The sequence below is a fragment of the Bacillus sp. FSL K6-1000 genome, assembly GCF_038630785.1.
In the GTDB taxonomy this organism is placed as follows: Bacteria; Bacillota; Bacilli; order Bacillales; family Bacillaceae; genus Bacillus; species Bacillus safensis.
Genome location: NZ_CP152042.1, coordinates 1,890,893 through 1,907,569, shown reverse-complemented (window position 1 = coordinate 1,907,569; position 16,677 = coordinate 1,890,893). Strand labels below are relative to the sequence as shown.

17 protein-coding genes are annotated in these 16,677 nt (G+C 41.3%); 12 read left to right on the top strand and 5 right to left on the bottom strand.

Annotation, left to right across the window (positions count from 1 at the left end):
- Positions 1 to 46: 46 nt before the first annotated feature.
- Both MHI46_RS09610 and MHI46_RS09605 read right to left on the bottom strand, forming a co-directional pair.
- Positions 47 to 709, bottom strand: a complete 663-nt coding sequence (locus MHI46_RS09610; protein ID WP_039179260.1) for a lysozyme family protein — start codon at positions 707 to 709, stop codon at positions 47 to 49.
- 97 nt (positions 710 to 806) lie between these two features.
- Positions 807 to 2,132: an APC family permease gene (locus MHI46_RS09605; protein ID WP_064497471.1), complete on the bottom strand. Its 1,326-nt coding sequence runs from the start codon at positions 2,130 to 2,132 to the stop codon at positions 807 to 809.
- Positions 2,133 to 2,318: 186 nt separating this feature from the next.
- Between MHI46_RS09605 and czrA the strand changes: the two genes are divergently transcribed.
- Positions 2,319 to 2,648 carry a Zn(II)-responsive metalloregulatory transcriptional repressor CzrA gene (gene czrA, locus MHI46_RS09600; protein ID WP_024422670.1) on the top strand — a complete coding sequence of 110 codons (330 nt, stop codon included), beginning with the start codon at positions 2,319 to 2,321 and terminating at the stop codon, positions 2,646 to 2,648.
- Positions 2,649 to 2,679: 31 nt separating this feature from the next.
- Here the strand turns inward: czrA and MHI46_RS09595 are convergent, their stop codons facing one another.
- Positions 2,680 to 3,204 (bottom strand): mother cell-specific membrane sporulation protein, encoded by a 525-nt coding sequence (locus tag MHI46_RS09595; protein ID WP_342502807.1) that lies wholly within the window; start codon positions 3,202 to 3,204, stop codon positions 2,680 to 2,682.
- A 118-nt stretch (positions 3,205 to 3,322) separates the two neighbouring features.
- On the opposite strand from MHI46_RS09595, the gene MHI46_RS09590 reads away from it, so the two are divergent.
- The 7 genes from MHI46_RS09590 to MHI46_RS09560 all read left to right on the top strand — a co-directional run bounded on the left by MHI46_RS09590 (position 3,323) and on the right by MHI46_RS09560 (position 9,320).
- Positions 3,323 to 4,255: a YafY family protein gene (locus MHI46_RS09590; RefSeq protein WP_342502806.1), complete on the top strand. Its 933-nt coding sequence runs from the start codon at positions 3,323 to 3,325 to the stop codon at positions 4,253 to 4,255.
- Between the two features lie 54 nt (positions 4,256 to 4,309).
- Complete coding sequence (locus tag MHI46_RS09585; protein ID WP_144491448.1) at positions 4,310 to 4,783, top strand: GyrI-like domain-containing protein; 474 nt, start codon at positions 4,310 to 4,312, stop codon at positions 4,781 to 4,783.
- 36 nt (positions 4,784 to 4,819) lie between these two features.
- Positions 4,820 to 5,539 carry an MBL fold metallo-hydrolase gene (locus MHI46_RS09580; RefSeq protein ID WP_260773809.1) on the top strand — a complete coding sequence of 240 codons (720 nt, stop codon included), beginning with the start codon at positions 4,820 to 4,822 and terminating at the stop codon, positions 5,537 to 5,539.
- A 3-nt stretch (positions 5,540 to 5,542) separates the two neighbouring features.
- Positions 5,543 to 6,115 carry a TetR/AcrR family transcriptional regulator gene (locus MHI46_RS09575; protein ID WP_251180383.1) on the top strand — a complete coding sequence of 191 codons (573 nt, stop codon included), beginning with the start codon at positions 5,543 to 5,545 and terminating at the stop codon, positions 6,113 to 6,115.
- A 134-nt stretch (positions 6,116 to 6,249) separates the two neighbouring features.
- The gene (locus tag MHI46_RS09570) at positions 6,250 to 7,131 is read left to right on the top strand and encodes a hypothetical protein (RefSeq protein WP_260773805.1); all 882 of its coding nucleotides are present in this window, start codon (positions 6,250 to 6,252) and stop codon (positions 7,129 to 7,131) included.
- Positions 7,094 to 7,702: a DUF4166 domain-containing protein gene (locus MHI46_RS09565; RefSeq protein WP_260773803.1), complete on the top strand. Its 609-nt coding sequence runs from the start codon at positions 7,094 to 7,096 to the stop codon at positions 7,700 to 7,702. The genes MHI46_RS09570 and MHI46_RS09565 overlap by 38 nt, the downstream gene beginning before the upstream one ends.
- Complete coding sequence (locus MHI46_RS09560; protein ID WP_342502805.1) at positions 7,692 to 9,320, top strand: YndJ family protein; 1,629 nt, start codon at positions 7,692 to 7,694, stop codon at positions 9,318 to 9,320. The genes MHI46_RS09565 and MHI46_RS09560 overlap by 11 nt, the downstream gene beginning before the upstream one ends.
- Here the strand turns inward: MHI46_RS09560 and MHI46_RS09555 are convergent.
- Positions 9,317 to 9,796: a hypothetical protein gene (locus MHI46_RS09555; RefSeq protein WP_039179231.1), complete on the bottom strand. Its 480-nt coding sequence runs from the start codon at positions 9,794 to 9,796 to the stop codon at positions 9,317 to 9,319. The two genes, MHI46_RS09560 and MHI46_RS09555, sit on opposite strands and share 4 nt — an antisense overlap.
- Before the next feature lie 245 nt (positions 9,797 to 10,041).
- Here MHI46_RS09555 and csaA point away from each other — a divergent pair, with 245 nt between their 5' ends.
- The 3 genes from csaA (at position 10,042) to MHI46_RS09540 (ending at position 13,911) form a co-directional block, all read left to right on the top strand.
- Entirely contained in the window at positions 10,042 to 10,374 is a 333-nt protein-coding gene (gene csaA / locus MHI46_RS09550) for a chaperone CsaA (protein WP_039179228.1), read from the top strand.
- A 513-nt stretch (positions 10,375 to 10,887) separates the two neighbouring features.
- Positions 10,888 to 12,279: an MFS transporter gene (locus tag MHI46_RS09545; protein ID WP_039179225.1), complete on the top strand. Its 1,392-nt coding sequence runs from the start codon at positions 10,888 to 10,890 to the stop codon at positions 12,277 to 12,279.
- 24 nt (positions 12,280 to 12,303) lie between these two features.
- A complete protein-coding gene (locus MHI46_RS09540) occupies positions 12,304 to 13,911 on the top strand; it encodes a glycoside hydrolase family 43 protein (RefSeq protein WP_064497465.1) in 1,608 nt (535 codons plus the stop codon).
- Between the two features lie 47 nt (positions 13,912 to 13,958).
- On the opposite strand, the gene MHI46_RS09535 is transcribed toward MHI46_RS09540, so the two are convergent.
- Positions 13,959 to 15,119 (bottom strand): ROK family transcriptional regulator, encoded by a 1,161-nt coding sequence (locus MHI46_RS09535; protein WP_126681693.1) that lies wholly within the window; start codon positions 15,117 to 15,119, stop codon positions 13,959 to 13,961.
- A gap of 210 nt (positions 15,120 to 15,329) precedes the next feature.
- On the opposite strand from MHI46_RS09535, the gene xylA reads away from it, so the two are divergent.
- Positions 15,330 to 16,667, top strand: a complete 1,338-nt coding sequence (gene xylA / locus MHI46_RS09530; RefSeq protein ID WP_058837903.1) for a xylose isomerase — start codon at positions 15,330 to 15,332, stop codon at positions 16,665 to 16,667.
- Positions 16,668 to 16,677: the final 10 nt, after the last annotated feature.

Below are 16,677 nucleotides of genomic sequence, written 5' to 3'. Positions count from 1 at the left end.
CCTTTGTCAACAATTTGAAACACTTCCTTGACGGAAGTGCTTTTTTTTACGATGATGGTGTGGATGATGAAGCCAATTTCATCTTTTCTTCAACTGTTTTCGTTTTTTCTTTTACTTTTTCAGCGTAAGTGAAATCACCGTAGCAATACGGATAGCGGAAGTTATCTTTGTTGCCGCCGCACGTATAGACCTTGGGGTTTCGTTTCACTTGCTTTTTGGAGTATTGCTTTGCCAATTTCTCGGAATGTTTTCCCCCGTTTTTTGCAACAAAATCAATATAGCCGATTCCCATGTTATAGCTTTGAATAATGGTTTCCAAATCAACGCCTTTTTTCTTCCCATGCTTGTACATAGTCGAAAAATGATGGACTCCTTGTTTAATGCTTTTCTGAGGGTCATTGATTTCATTTCGTTTCAAACCAAGAGATTCAGAGGACTGCATTGGATCTCCGCCTCTGCCTTTTGATTCTTGATACATCATACCGAGGATTAACGCGGTATACTGATCTAAATCTTGATCTCTTAACTCTGTTTCTACAAGCGGTTTGTAATCATCCAATCTCGACAAAACAATTGATTCCGTATCAATCGGCAGCTTTTTTAACTCCTTTTGATTAAAGGAGATGGCAATGGCTGCTAATACGAAAACAAAGAGAAAAATCGTGAAACAGCCTGAAATGGCAAAACATCCTGTTTTTTTCTTTTTCAAGGTCAGTTCACCCCTGTTTTGCCCCGCTTTTAAAAGGGAAGTACAGCCTTTTTATTATGACATATCCTAAGCAGGATACCAAGTGAAAACCTTATAATCAATCATATCCAAACGTAAATTCAGACCTTGTTTTCAGCCTGAAGCAGAAATAAATAAAACCGATCATCAGCCAAATCATGCCAATGATTAATGCATTTGTACTGATGCTCGTTAACAGCCAAATACAAAACGCCGTCCCGCATAGAGGGATCACTGCATATCTCAATGTATTCAGAACACCTCTTTGTTTTTGTCTGACGAAAAAGTACGCAAAAACAGACAAATTCACAAAGGTAAATCCAATTAACGCGCCGAAGCTGATAAAGGAATAAATGACTTCAAGTTCGCCAACGACTGCGGTTAAGGAGAAAGCCCCGATTAATAAAATATTAAAAACAGGGGTTTTTAATGTCGGATGAATATACCCGAAGAAACGCTTCGGTAACGATTGATCTCTTCCCATTGCATATAAAAGCCTTGCTGCACTCGCATGTGACGATAAGGAGGAAGAAATGACAGCGACCATTGTGCCAGCTAAAAAGAACGAGTGGAGAAATGCGCCGCCCACGAATTCTGCAATTTCAAGTGAGGCTGCATCAGGATGTTTGAATTGCTGAAAATTTGGAAACACCTGCTGCAAAAAATAAGACGTCAACGTAAACAGTACGCCTCCAATCGCAACTGTTAAGAAAATGGCAAGCGGAATCGTCTTTTTTGGTTTAATGGTTTCCTCAGACATCGTCGAAATGGCATCAAATCCTAGAAAGGAGAAACATAAAATGGTCGCTCCTGAAAAAATAAGCGCTGGATCTAAGCTCGCTGAATAAAAAGGCCGGGCTGACAATAACTCTCCACTGCCTGCGTTTTGCGTGAGCCCATAAATAACAAACCCAACAAAGGTGACGGCGACAATGACCTGAAACGTCACAAATAGCGCCGTAATGTTGGCTGTAAGCCGAATACCGATTACATTGACAGTCGTTATGGCGATAGCAAGTATGATGATCCAAATGTAATGAGGTACATCAGGAAAGGCTGCGGTTAAATAAGCACTTCCGATCGCAAAATTCACCATAGGCAGAAATAAATAATCCAGTAAAAGTGTCCAGCCCACAAGGAAGCCGACATGAGGATGAATACTTTTTTGCGCATATGTATAAGCAGATCCTGCTTTTGGAAAAGCCTTCACCATATTCCCATAGCTAAGCGCTGTCAATAGTAATGCAAGCAGCGTAAATATATAAGCTGCAGCTACGTGTCCTTTCGTCAGCTGAGCAACAATGCCGTATGAATCAAATACGACAAGTGGATCCATATAAGCAAGCCCGATCACAACAAGTGGAAAGACAGTCAGGCTGCGTTTTAGTCTTGGCTCTTCCGTCAATTTGCCTATCAGCTCCTCTAAAAAAATGAATAAATAATGCTCATTTTAAAAAGAATGCTACCAAGTGTCAATGCTATTTGAATAAATCTTTTTTCTAAAGTGTGCCCGCTTTGCACGCCGCACGTTTTAGTATATGATGATACATAGAATAAGTCGTGATTTGACTAACAAGAAAGGTGAAGCGAAATGAAGGAAGAACTGAATACAAATCAAGAACAGGAACGGATGGAGCTGGATGAAGAAAGTTTATTTCTTGTCTCCCAAACGTTTAAAGCCTTATCTGATCCGACACGTATTCGCATTCTGCACCTGCTGTCTCAAGGTGAATACTCGGTCAATGATATCGCGGAAACGCTGAATCTCATGCAATCAACTGTTTCTCATCAGCTCCGTTTTTTAAAAAACCTTCGTCTCGTGAAATCTAGACGAGCAGGGACATCGATTTTTTACAGCCCTGAAGATCAGCATGTGATGGAAGTACTTGAACAAATGATTCACCATGCGCAGCATGACTAATAAAAACCTTCCTACTCATATAGGAAGGTTTTTACGCATGATGCATATGTGCTGATCGTTTACCTGCTTTCATCATTTGATAAGAAAAAACGACATAGTAAGCAGCTAACAGAAAAAAGCTGAGCATGGTCATGGCATCATCACTCACAATATGCTGATACAGTTCAACGACACCAATCTTTGTGAGCGAATGGTTTGTCAGCTCACCCAGCTTAAAACTAAGTCTAGATAAAAATAAGCATAAAATGAAGCTTTCAATCCATTTACTCGTTTTCACATAAAGACGGCCATTTTCTTCTTTTATCCGGATCGTCTCATAGGCATGAACGGCCAGACTGCTTCCAAAGAGCATACCAATAGCGGCATAGATGAAAATGCTGTGATTTTGCCAGCCTTCTAATAAGAGAATAAGAGCAGTGAGTCCAAATACATACATTCTCATCAAAAGACTGATTGGGCGCACAAGCTGAAAGCGTCTCATACGATTCATTCGAAAGATGATGCAGATCAGCATAATGCCTCCAATTATGAATAACTGCCACACGTGATGTGTCATGATGCAACCTCCTCCTGCATGTGCAGGGATGTAAACGAATGCTGGCTGTTCCTTATCTTTACCATTCTTTCTTTTTTTATCAAATCAAAACCTACATTTATGAAAAAGAGGAAAAGGCATGAAAATCGATCGTATTTTGTCTATTGTGATGCTGCTTATTAGCAAGAAGCAAGTCCAAGCGAAAGACCTTGCTGAACTTCATGAAGTGAGTGTGAGGACGATTTATCGCGATATTGAGACCATCAATCAAGCCGGGATTCCTGTTGTGACAACACAAGGAGCAGGCGGAGGCATTTCACTTGTTGATGACTATCGTTTAGAGAAAAAATTATTTACCGATGATGACATTGAACTTATTTTAACAGCTCTTGAAAGCATGACGAGTGCATATTCCTTTAAAGAAAGTGAACATGTACTGAAAAAAATCAAATCTCTTATTCCGCGACAAACTCATGAAAGTGAGAAACAGCACCATGTCTTTATTGATTTAAGCTCATGGGGGAAAGACAGCCAGGCTGAGAAGAAGCTGCAGCTGATCCATACCGCTGCCTCCGCGCATCAATTCATCCAGTTCACTTATCGCAATGCAAAAGGTGAAACACTTCCACGGAAAGTGGAGCCTTATACGCTTGTCTTAAAAGGAAGGCATTGGTATTTGTATGCGTTCTGTTGTGTGAAAAAAGCTTTTCGTCTGTTCAAGCTGACAAGAATGACAGACCTCATCACCATTTCAGCATATTTCAGGCCGAAAAGAATCAAAAATGAAGAGAAGCCTTGGAATGACTCTTGGCATGAAGAACCTTCAGTCACAACGCTCACGCTCAGGTTAACGGAAGCATCAGTTGGCAAAGTGAAGGAATGGATGGATGAGAACGAATTGATCGTCAGTTCAGATGGAACCTATTTGGCAGCATTGACCGTGCCGCAAGATGATTGGCTGCCCAGTTTCCTATTCCATTTAGGACCGGACGTCGACATTCTTTCACCTCAGCACATCAAGGAAGCGTTTGATCTTAAATTAAAACAATTTATGAAGAGATTAGAAACTTGACACACAGTTGTCAGGTTTCTTTTTATATGATGGGAGAAAAGGAGATGAGAATGTATGTACGATATCGTGACATTAGAAAAACAATGGATCAAAGGGTTGTCTGTTCGAACTACAAACGAAATAGAGCAAACAAAAGAGCGGAAGATTGCGCCGCTTTGGCAGGAATTTTTTGCGCAGCAGCTTCATGGGGGACAAGCCCCAGTCATAGGGCTTTATTCAGATTATGAGAAAGATGAACATGGCTCTTATTTATTTACGGCTGGGCAATTTGCGGACCATCAGCGAGATCATGTCATAGAGATTCCTGCGTCCACCTACGCAAGATTTCAAACGAGAAAGGGACCGATTGAAGAGGTTGTGCTTGAAGCATGGCACAAGATTTGGACGTGGGATCAGCGACAATACCGCACTTATACAGGTGATTTTGAATGGTATGATGAAAGATCTATTGATCCAAAAGAAGCGCAAATTGATATTTATATTGCGGTTGATGAAAAAATGTTTGCTAAAACTAATGCCATTAGTTAATATAAAACTAACGATATTAGTTTTAGGAGGGCAATCATGAGATTAACAACTTTTGACCGTCTGCACCAGCTTACATTGATGCCGCGATTATTTCCGGTAAATTGCTATGTATTTGAGGAAAAGGAAGGACTCATTTTAATTGATGCTGCTTTAAAAATGGTGGCGAACTCGATCATCGAATTTGCCCGTAAAAAGAACAAACCAATTCATAAGATTATTCTCACTCATAGCCATATGGATCATATCGGTGCATTAGATGAGGTGAAAAAGGCTTTTCCCGAGGCAGTCGTCTATTTATCAAAACGTGATGCCCGCCTTTTTGAAGGTGACTTTTCCTTGCTGCCTGGTGAACCCCAGCAAAAAATCAAAGGCAGTTTTATGAAAAATATTCATACAAAACCAGATGTGCTTGTCGAAGAAGGAGATGAGATTGGGCCCTTCAAAGTGATTGCAACACCTGGCCATACACCTGGCAGCATTTCTTTATACGATGAAAAGTCAGGAGTTGTCATTGCAGGTGATGCACTTGTGACAAAAGGCGGCTTATCGGTAACTGGTGAGTTTCGGTGGAGCTTTCCGTTCCCGGCATTTGCCACATGGGATGCAGAAACCGCACTAAAAAGCGCTGAAAAATTACTAGCGCTGCGCTTATCCTGTCTTGCTGCCGGACATGGTGACCTTATGATTGAACCTCATGAAAAGCTTCAAGCTGCCGTCCGTAAAAGGCAGCACCAGCTAAAAAAAGGAGGGCAGTAAACCGTGTCTCCAAGAATGGGAATTACACAAGAAAAAATTATGGATACAGCGGCAGCATTTGTTGATGAAGAGGGCTTTTCCGCTTTGACCATTGCTACATTGTCTAAAAGGCTGAACATCAGACCGCCTTCTCTTTACAATCACGTATCCGGCCTTCATGAGATTCAGGCAGCACTCGCAGTAAGGGGGCTGTCCATGCTTTGTGAGGAAGGGATGCAAGTCACAGAGGGGCTGGAAAAAGAAGCAGCTGTTTTAGCCTTTGCCAGACAATATGTGCAATTTGTCCGAGAACACCCCGGTCTTTATGAAGCTGCCTTTTTACATATGAACGAAAAAGAAGTACGACTTGCAGCAGAGCGCCTTGTTCAGTTTGTTCAATCCATTATGTCACGCTTTGGTGTAAAGGAAGAGGAAATGACGCATGTTGTCAGAGGACTGAGAAGCTTACTGCACGGCTTCGGTGATATTTCTAATAAAAAGGGATTTCAACGAAAAGAACAGCTTGAAGAAAGTGTGAGCTATGCGGTTCGGCTCTACATCACAGGAGTATTGCAAAAAGAAGATCTGTCTATTTGACAGGTCTTTTTTTGCAGCGAACCGATATCATAAATGGCAAAATTTTTTAAGAAAAAATGAATAAAGATTTGACAGTTTTGTGAAACATGGTATGCTTATTATGTGAAATAATTCACATAGAGGAGTAGAGGCAGATGAAAAGAAAGCCTGTTTATGTGGAAACAACCATTCATGCACCTTTAGAGAAAGTATGGGAATATACGCAAAATCCAAAGCTTCATGAACAGTGGGATTTGCGCTTTTCAACCATTTCATTAAATGAACCTCAAGATGAACAGCCCCAAACCTTTTTGTATGAAAAGCATCTTGGATTTGGTGTAAGTGTCACAGGGACAGGAGCATATCGAACTAGAATGATGGATGAACGGAATGAACGGGCATCCTCGCTGAAATTTAAATCGTCACACCCGTTGTCTTTTATCAAAGAAGGCGGCGGCTATTGGAAATATGTGAAAATGAACGATCAAATTGTGTTTCAAACTCAATTTGATTACGAAACGAAAGAAGGAAAAGGATGGGCGTGGGCAGATCGATTTCTTTTTCGCCCGATGATTGGGTTTATGACAGCCTTTAGTTTTGGCGCACTAAAGACGTGGCTTGAAAGGGGAACGCATCCTCGGTTGTTACTGGAGAGAACCCTTGCCCATTATGGAATTTGTTTGCTGTTTGCTATCGTCTGGCTATGCCAAGCGGTCCTCCCATTTTCACATTCTGCTTTTGATCATAGTACAGGGTTTCGGTTATTTTATGCCCTGATAGGCGTATCGTGGCTGATACCTAAACTATCAAAGAAATATCTGTTCATTCTTCAAAGCGTGTTTCTTCTGATGATGCTTTGTATCGGGATTCTATCCCCACAATCGACACTTCATGAGCCGCTTGTGATGAGTGCATTTTTGATCCTATCCATTGGAGGGATGATTAATTTAAAAGATTGTATAGATGTATTTTCGATCAAACGGAAAAGGGGAGGTAGACATGGTCGTTCATCGTCATCTAGTAAAGGAGTACGATAAGCTGCATCCAAAATTAAAAGAGAGATACAACCGTGCGTTTACTGCTGAAGGTACCATGGAGGAAATAGGCGGCGGAACGAGGCTCATTCGATTTTTCTTCAAAATTGGTCCACACTTTCGCTGTTTTTTCCCTGAGAGAGGAAAAAACATTCCCTTCCGAATTGTGAATAAACCCTTTATGACAAATAAGGGAGAGGAAGGCATGCACTGGTTCCGTACGTTTTATTTCCCAAAAAAGAAACGGCACTTTGATGCAGATATGATCATTGATCAGAAGAGTCATAAAGTACTAGACTATTTTGGAAAGCCTAGACTTCTTATGTCAGAGCTTCATTTTACAGTAACAAAGCATGGTTTTCTCCACATTCAATCCGGTAAGCAGAGGCTGCTGTTATTAGGACGTGAATGGCCGCTCCCTTCATGGCTTTATGGTGTGTCAGATGTCACAGAAGGCTACGAGGAGCACTCGGGTGAGTATACCATTCATGTGCATGTGAAAAATCGACTGTTTGGCACTCTTTTTACATATAAAGGCCGGTTTACTGAAGGGGCGGAGTCTCATGATGAATAAATGGCACTTGATATCAAGCCTTCTCTTCATGTGTTGTTTTATCGCCACCCGTTTGATGACAGGTCCGATAGCAGAGTTTTTTGTACTGATAGCGATTCTGTTTTTCCTTCCTGCAGTGTTAGCTTTTTTTGCGAAGGAAGAGAGTGAGAAAAAGCCGGGAGTACTGCTCGGCATTTTAATGAAAGCCTTTCCACTAGCTGCTCTTTGTGCAACGGCTGCATTTATCTATCATTCTGCTTTGTTTGCATCGGGATGGTTTTTGTATACGATCATTTTGGCGTTATATGGCCTTTCTCGTTTGCTGAAAAGGGGAACCGTTCCGCTTCATGAATTGATGATCGATGGTGCATGGATGTATCTCGCTTTAGGCGGGCTATGGTTTTGGCTGTATACAGCAGATATACAGGTGATGACCTTTTCACCAATCATCGTGCTTTTGACTGCTATTCATTTTCATTACTCTGCTTTTTTTATCCCGCTTTTCTATGGATTATTAGGGAGACAGAGAGAAAAAGAGACAGCTTTATACAAAGGGGCAGGCTGGGTGATTTTGCTGTCGCCTGTGATGATTGCTGTTGGGATTAGCTTCTCACGTCTATTTGATACGTTCAGCGTTATGCTATATGTCATTGCACTCTATTTGTACGGCATTCTTTGTATGAAAACAAGGTTTCGATCGACTGTGGCAAAAAGGCTGGTTGTGTTTTCTAGCTGCGTCTTAATGGCGACGATCGTGCTATCTCTTCTTTATTCCGCTGGCATGCTCATGCGCGTGACCTATATCAGCATTGATCAGATGATTTGGTTTCATGGCAGTATCAATGCCTTTTTTGTGATTTTACCAGGTCTGATTGGATGGCTGGTCGAAGGGCCAAAGGATCAATTGAAGCAGAAGAACTTTCCGATATCAAGCGTGCATGGCCGTTTTCATAAGATTTCTTTCCAAAAGGAAAGAATGCATGATCGCGAGAAGCTCGGTTTAGTCGATTCACTTGATGATTTAAATGGAACGACGTTTTCAGCTGAAAGGGTATCACCTGTGATTCGAAGGTTTTATGAAAATCCGACGGCATTTACGTTAAAAGCAGCAGTCTGTTTTCATTGGTGGGTGAGGCCGTTTGTTTTTTTACTTCAGCCCATGTTTAAGAAAATAGGGCAGCTCTATTTAGGAACATCTCGTATCCCATATGAAATGAAGGGACGTCTGACTACATTTCAACATCCTAAAGAAGAGCGAAAGAAAGTCAGGGCGTGGATTCGTCACAACGAAAAAGGGGAGCAGGTCTTTTTTGCACTTTATGCTCATCATCACGATGCAGCTGCGGGCTATATGAATATTGCGCTGCCGCTTCCATATTCTCAGATGACCGCCATTTTAAAACCTTTTAATGAAAAGGAAGACTTTCTCTTAAAAAGTGCATGTCCAAAAGGCAGTACCGGTGACGAAGGATTGTATTTGCATACGCCTTTTATCACCATGAAACTGCCAATGGAAGAAAGCTTTCATATGAAGCCGGAGACAGATAAAAGTCTCACAGCAGTTCATCAAATGAAGCTATTCGGTATTCCCTTTTTAACGATTCATTATCAAATTGACAGCCGGAAGCCATCCTGTTAGTCAATGATGTCACATGGTTCACCGTGCCGTATGATGTTCACAATCGCTTGCCCATCACTCGGATGATGATCTGCATACTGGACTGGCAGCAGTGCAAAAAATACATAGTAGACAGAGAAGTAAGCAAATTGATAGAAAAATTGATGTTCTGGCAGGATATCATTGGCGATCATTGTATTCAGGATGAGAACACTGAGCAGGTTGCATAATGATCCGCCTAGGTAGACAAGAATGTGCGAGAATCGGTTATTTTTCCTCATTTCTTCATAATGGCAAAATGCATCTAGAAAATAGATACGTCTAATTTCAACAACGCCTATTTTCAATACTTTTTTGCCTCTGCCAAGAGCAAAAGAAACCTTTGCGCCAAACATCCACGCGACCATAATATGGCCAACCTGATGCAAGATGGCAACGATAGGAAGAATGACGAAAAACGACCAGCAAAATGTCCACATATCCGATAATGTAAACAAGTGTTAACCCCTCCCCAATATATTTGGGAGGAAGCAGTAGGATTATTTGCCATTTTACTGAATTCATTTTCAGGATGCAAACATTTAATACAAGACAATAAAAACATTATGTAAACTAAAGGGTGGATTTTGCGGTGAATCGGCTTTTTGACTCACTTTTTTTACGAAATGAATGTGCTACAATGAAAAAACAATCGATGACTCTAGTAAATGAACTTACCCTTGAATGAAGAGGAGAGAATCAGATGGCAGATATTGAACAGTTTTTAGCGTTAGATATTCGTGTTGGGACGATTATCGAAGCAGAATTCTTTGCAGAGGCAAGAGTACCTGCATTAAAACTCAAGATTGATTTTGGTGAAGAGATTGGTCTAAAACAATCCAGTGCTCAGCTGACAAAACGGTATACAGCTGAGAATATCATTGGCAGGCAAATCGTAGCAGTCGTCAATTTTCCGCCAAGAAGAATTGCAGGGTTCAAGTCAGAAGTGCTTGTATTAGGGGGCATGCCGTCAAAAGAAGACGTAGTATTACTAGCAACAGATGAGCCTGTAGAAAATGGGACAAAAATAGGATAAGAAAAAAGACATCTTCCTGAGAAGATGTCTTTTGCGTATTGAGGCGGAATAACCACACGCCACATTCGTGTGTGTCTCAAGGAGACATGTTACCCGACTTACACAATTCAGCTCATCGCTTGATAAATATAGCATGGGATGAGCTGAAATGCAACCATTAAATGATTCACTTCAGTTTTTCACGTCATTTCAGCAGAAAAATGACAAGAAATCAATTATTTGGATTATTTTTTCAAAAAATATTGAAAAGTCAGATCAGATTTTATAAAATGAACTCATCTTAGTTTGTTTAGTCGATAAACTAAGATGAGTTCTAAGTGATGATCCGACTATTGAAGGGGATGATTCTGTCATTCAAATCATTTGCTACGTATGTGGGCTAAGCTGAAAGGGTTAGATGTTCAGCTTCATTTTTACAACAAATTGAAAGCGCTTTATATTCATTGTATTGACTGCTGCTGCCCTCCATCATCTGTTCATTAGAAGAGGCTAAGAGAAGAAGGGAGAAAGCTCATGGTAAGTGAGAATTTAAAAAAGATTCGTATGTCTGAAAAAGTGGGATATGCTTCAGGAGATTTCGCATGTAACTTAATTTATGCAACTGTCTCTACGTATCTATTATTTTTTTATACAGATGTGTATGGTTTATCAGCGGCAGCAGCAGGGACGATGTTTTTAGTTGTTCGGGCCATTGATGCGCTTGCAGATCCGTTTATTGGTGCATTGGTGGATCGAACGAACAGCCGTTTTGGCAGGTTCAGACCTTACTTGTTATTCGGTGCGTTTCCTTTTGTGGTACTCGCCATCCTTTGCTTTACAACACCTGATCTTTCTGAAATGGGTAAACTCGTTTATGCCTACATCACGTATGTTGGTTTATCGCTTACATACACATTCATCAATGTTCCTTATGGTGCTTTAACATCCGCAATGACAAGAAATAACCAAGAGGTTGTCAGTATTACGTCTGTTCGTATGCTTTTTGCTAATCTCGGAGGTCTAGTTGTTGCTTTTTTTGTTCCTTTTCTTGCGACTTTTTTGAGTGATAAAACAGGAAATACAGCCCTCGGCTGGCAGATGACAATGGCTTTTCTCGGCGTTCTTGGCGGTGCATTACTTATTTTCTGTTTTAAAAGCACGAATGAACGTGTCACGCTTCAAAAGCCGGAGGAAAAAATTAAGTTCAGTGATATCTTTGTCCAGTTACGTGTGAATCGTCCGCTTGTTGTATTGAGCATTTTCTTTATTATTATTTTTGGCGTGAACTCGATCAGCAACTCTGTTGGGATCTATTATGTGACGTATAACCTCGGCAGAGAAGATTTAGTGAAATGGTACGGACTCATTGGGAGTCTGCCTGCTTTAATGGTGCTGCCGTTTATTCCAAAACTGCACAAGCTGTTAGGAAAGAAAAAGCTGCTGAATTATTCATTATTGCTGAATATCGTAGGTCTTCTTGCATTACTTGTGATACCGCCGAGTCAAATCACTTTAATACTTATTTTCAGGCTAGTTGCAGCTGCAGGAAGTATTACAGCCGGTGCATATATGTGGGCGCTCATTCCTGAAACCGTTGAATATGGCGAATATAAAACAGGGAAAAGGATGGGTGGACTCATCTATGCCATCATCGGATTCTTCTTTAAATTTGGAATGGCATTAGGCGGGATTGTGCCAGGGCTTGTACTCGATCGCTTTGGCTATATTGCGAATCAAGTGCAAACACCAGAAGCATTACTTGGCATTTTAATCACGACAACGGTGATTCCTGTATGCTTACTGATTTTAGCGATGGTGGATATTAATTTTTATAACCTAGATGAAGAAAAACATAAAAAAGTCGTACGGGAGCTTGAGAACAGAGACAAGGTATATATCGATCATATGGACGATTTTAAAATGTAGGTCTCTGAAAGAGGAGGAAGTTCAATGAAGATTACCAATCCAGTGCTCAAAGGGTTTAACCCCGACCCAAGTATTTGTCGTGTCGGAGAAGATTATTATATGGCCGTCTCTACATTTGAGTGGTTTCCAGGGGTGCAAATTTATCATTCAAAGGATCTCGTCCATTGGCGTCTTGCTGCGCGTCCTTTGCAAAAAACCTCGCAGCTGGATATGAAGGGAAATCCTGATTCTGGTGGAGTATGGGCACCGTGTTTAAGCTATGCGGATGGGCAGTTTTGGCTTATTTATTCAGATATCAAAGTAGTGGATGGTCCATTTAAAGACGGTCATAATTATTTGGTCACGGCAAGCGAAGTGGACGGCGATTGGAGTGAACCGATCCGGCTCAACAGCTCTGGGTTTGATCCATCTTTATTCCATGATCAAAGCGGGAAGAAATACGTCTTAAATATGCTGTGGGATCATAGGGAAAAGCACCATTCCTTTGCAGGTATTGCCTTGCAGGAATATAGTGTGGCTGAAAAGAAGCTCATCGGTCAAAGGAAGGTCATTTTTAAAGGCACACCGATTAAACTGACAGAAGCGCCGCATCTGTATCATATCGGTGACTACTACTATTTATTAACGGCAGAAGGAGGTACCAGGTATGAGCATGCGGCAACGATCGCCCGGTCCCCGCATATTGAAGGGCCTTATGAGGTTCATCCTGATAACCCGATTTTAAGTGCTTTCCATGCGCCTGAACATCCGCTTCAAAAATGCGGGCATGCTTCAATCGTTCAAACGCATACAAATGAATGGTATCTCGCTCATCTCACTGGCCGCCCGATTCAATCAAGCAAGGAATCTATTTTTCAACAGAGAGGATGGTGCCCTTTAGGAAGAGAAACAGCCATACAAAAGCTCGAATGGAAGGATGGTTGGCCTTATGTTGTAGGCGGAAAAGAGGGGACGCTTGAGGTTGAAGCGCCAAAGATCGAAGAAAAGGTTTTTGCACCAACCTACCATACAGTCGATGAATTTAAAGAATCAACACTAAATAGACACTTCCAAACATTAAGAATTCCGTTTACCGATCAGATTGGTTCGTTAACGGAGAAACCTCAGCATTTAAGGTTATTCGGTCACGAATCTTTAACGTCTAAGTTTACCCAAGCTTTTGTTGCAAGGCGCTGGCAAAGCTTTTATTTTGAAGCAGAGACAGCTGTTTCGTTCTTCCCAGAAAACTTTCAGCAAGCTGCTGGTCTTGTGAATTATTATAATACGGAAAACTGGACAGCACTCCAGGTGACATATGATGAGGAACTTGGGCGCACGCTTGAGCTATCTGTCTGTGAAAACCTTGCCTTTTCTCAGCCATTGACACATAAAATCATCATTCCAGACGAGGTCACTTATGTCTATTTAAAAGTGACCGTTCAGAAAGAGACATATAAATATTCTTATTCTTTTGATCAAAAAGAGTGGAAGGAAATTGATGTGCCGCTTGAATCCATCCATTTATCCGATGATTTCATTAGAGGTGGGGGATTTTTTACAGGAGCATTTGTCGGTATGCAGTGTCAAGATACGAGCGGCGAGCGTCTGCCTGCTGATTTTCACTATTTTCGCTATGAGGAAACAGATGAATAAAAAAAAGACAACGCGCTACGGGCTGTCTTTATTGGAAAATAAATAGATCATGTTGTGAGGGTGGCATCTTGCAGGAAAGCTTCTATGACAAGAGATGTCATCCCCAATACTGGTGCATTGTGTCCTAATGATGAGGGGAGCAGCTCTATCTGTGAGCTGAATTGCGTATCCATTCGCGAGGATACCTCCTCCCCAATCACATGTAGAACCGTTTGATGTGATTCGATCACTTTGTTTCGTAAAATAATGGCTTGCGGGTTAAAGGTATGAAGGACGTTTGTGAGACCGACGCCAAGGTAAAAACCAAAGTTGCGCAGAGCATTGAGCGTTCTCATATCATTTAACTTGGCCAGCTGTTCCAGGTCTTGATGGGAGATGGGCTGACCATCTGTTTGAAGAGACTGAAACAAGGCTTTCTCAGATGCATACAATTCCCAGCACCCACGGTTCCCGCAGCTGCATGTTGGTCCATTAAAATCAATCGTCATATGTCCCATTTCACCAGAAAAGCCGAAAGCTCCTCTGTATAAGTGATGATTGATAATGATTCCGATCCCTATGCCAGTGCCGATGCTTGCATAAATCAAATGGTCATAGTGTTTAGCGGCACCAAAGATTTTTTCACCATATGCACCGGCATTTGCTTCATTTTCAATGAAGATCGGCACTTGGAATGTGTCTTGGAGCGGCTTTTTCAGATCAACATTTTTCCATTTGGAATGAGGCGTAAACACGATTTGTTCATCTGCATTCACTAACCCATGTATGCATAGACCAATGCCAATGAGCCCGTATGGGGAAGAGGGCATTTGTGTGATGAGCTGCTGTATTAATTCAATTAATTTACGTATCGTTACATCAGGAGAGCTCGGTGGGAGCTTGATCTGCTCTTCGTAAAGAATGGACCCTTCAAGGTCTGTTAATATGCCATTGACATAATCAACACCAACATCAATCCCGATGGAGCAGCCAGCACGTTTATTAAACATCAGTAAAACCGGTCTTCTCCCGCCGCTAGACTCACCTTGGCCGATCTCATAGACAAGATGTTCCTTCATTAACGTACTTACTTGAGAAGAAACAGTCGATTTATTTAATCCAGTGCGTTCAGATAATTTTGCTCGCGAAATGGGCGCATGCTGGAGAATTTCTTTTAATAATAGTTTTTGATTTATTTTTTTTACAAAGTTCTGATCAGCGATATCCACGTTATCCACTCCATTTGTTTCGTCTTTAGATTAAGTTGAGAAGAGCTGCTTTTTTCCGTATGTATTCGATAAAAAAGATGATTTTAACTTTATTATAACGAAAATATTTCTAAAAAACTAAAAAATATGGAAAATTCAAAGAGATTTTCTCATACATTGATCATTAGTTTGTTGAATCAACTTACAAAGTGTACTCAGGAGGAATGAAGAATGGCTAAATCAAATATGAAAACGTTATACAGCTTAGAAGGAATCAGCAAAATTCAATATGAAGGAAAACAATCAAAAAATCCACTCGCCTTTCAATACTATAATCCAAGCGAAGTGATTGGCGGAAAAACGATGAAAGACCACCTGCGTTTTTCAGTCGCTTATTGGCATACATTAACCGCTGATGGAACTGACATGTTTGGAACTGGCACGATGCAGAGAGCATGGGACTCCTATAGCGGAATGGATTTAGCAAAAGCTAGATTGGAAGTCGCTTTTCAGCTTTTTGACCTACTAGATGTACCGTATTTTTCATTCCATGACCGCGATATCGCGCCAGAGGGAGAGACGCTTCAAGAGACCAATCAACAATTAGACATCATTTTAGAAAGAATGAAAGAATACATGCAGCAAAGCGGAGTAAAGCTGCTGTGGAACACGGCCAATATGTTCAAGCACCCTAGATTTGTACACGGTGCTGCGACATCTTGTCATGCAGATGTCTTTGCCTATGCGGCCGCACAGGTTAAAAAAGGCATCGAAACCGCCAAAGAACTCGGTGCAGAAAATTATGTTTTCTGGGGTGGACGAGAAGGGTACGATACGCTGCTTAATACAGATATGAAAAGAGAGCTTGATCACATGGCGGCCTTCTTGCATATGGCTGTTGATTATGCAAAAGAAATTGGGTACACAGGTCAATTTTTAATTGAACCAAAGCCAAAGGAGCCGACAACTCATCAATACGACACAGATGCAGCGACATCCATCGCTTTTTTAAAGCAATACGGATTAGATTCTCATTTTAAATTAAATATCGAAGCCAATCATGCGACACTCGCTGGCCATACGTTTGAGCACGAATTGCGTGTCGCAAGAATTCATGGGCTGCTCGGTTCTGTTGATGCGAACCAAGGGAATTCGCTTCTTGGGTGGGATACAGATGAATTTCCAACCGATCTGTATGCCACAACTCTTGCCATGTATGAAATTTTGCAAAATGGCGGGCTAGGGGCTGGCGGTCTCAACTTTGATGCAAAAGTGAGAAGAGCTTCCTTTGAACTTGAAGATATTTTATATGCCCATATTGCCGGAATGGATGCATTCGCAAAGGGACTGCGGGTCGCTCATAGACTCATAGAAGATCGTGTGTTTGAAGATGTGATAAAGCACCGGTATCGCAGCTTTTCTGAAGGAATTGGACGTGACATTTCAGAAGGGAAGGCAAACTTTCATACATTAGAAGAATATGCGCTGAAACATCCTTTGATCAGAAACGAATCGGGAAGAGAGGAACAGCTGAAGGCCCGTTTAAATCAATACTTGTTAGAAGATTAATTGAATGGGC

Bases quoted from the DNA above. Each gene is read 5' to 3' on its own strand.
- MHI46_RS09560 (WP_342502805.1), top strand. From the start codon at position 7,692: ATGATGAATAAATGGCACTTGATATCAAGCCTTCTCTTCATGTGTTGT.
- MHI46_RS09540 (WP_064497465.1), top strand. From the start codon at position 12,304: ATGAAGATTACCAATCCAGTGCTCAAAGGGTTTAACCCCGACCCAAGT.
- MHI46_RS09565 (WP_260773803.1), top strand. From the start codon at position 7,094: ATGGTCGTTCATCGTCATCTAGTAAAGGAGTACGATAAGCTGCATCCA.
- czrA (WP_024422670.1), top strand. From the start codon at position 2,319: ATGAAGGAAGAACTGAATACAAATCAAGAACAGGAACGGATGGAGCTG.
- MHI46_RS09545 (WP_039179225.1), top strand. From the start codon at position 10,888: ATGGTAAGTGAGAATTTAAAAAAGATTCGTATGTCTGAAAAAGTGGGA.
- MHI46_RS09590 (WP_342502806.1), top strand. From the start codon at position 3,323: ATGAAAATCGATCGTATTTTGTCTATTGTGATGCTGCTTATTAGCAAG.
- csaA (WP_039179228.1), top strand. From the start codon at position 10,042: ATGGCAGATATTGAACAGTTTTTAGCGTTAGATATTCGTGTTGGGACG.
- MHI46_RS09580 (WP_260773809.1), top strand. From the start codon at position 4,820: ATGAGATTAACAACTTTTGACCGTCTGCACCAGCTTACATTGATGCCG.
- MHI46_RS09570 (WP_260773805.1), top strand. From the start codon at position 6,250: ATGAAAAGAAAGCCTGTTTATGTGGAAACAACCATTCATGCACCTTTA.
- MHI46_RS09585 (WP_144491448.1), top strand. From the start codon at position 4,310: ATGTACGATATCGTGACATTAGAAAAACAATGGATCAAAGGGTTGTCT.
- xylA (WP_058837903.1), top strand. From the start codon at position 15,330: ATGGCTAAATCAAATATGAAAACGTTATACAGCTTAGAAGGAATCAGC.
- MHI46_RS09595 (WP_342502807.1), bottom strand. From the start codon at position 3,204: ATGACACATCACGTGTGGCAGTTATTCATAATTGGAGGCATTATGCTG.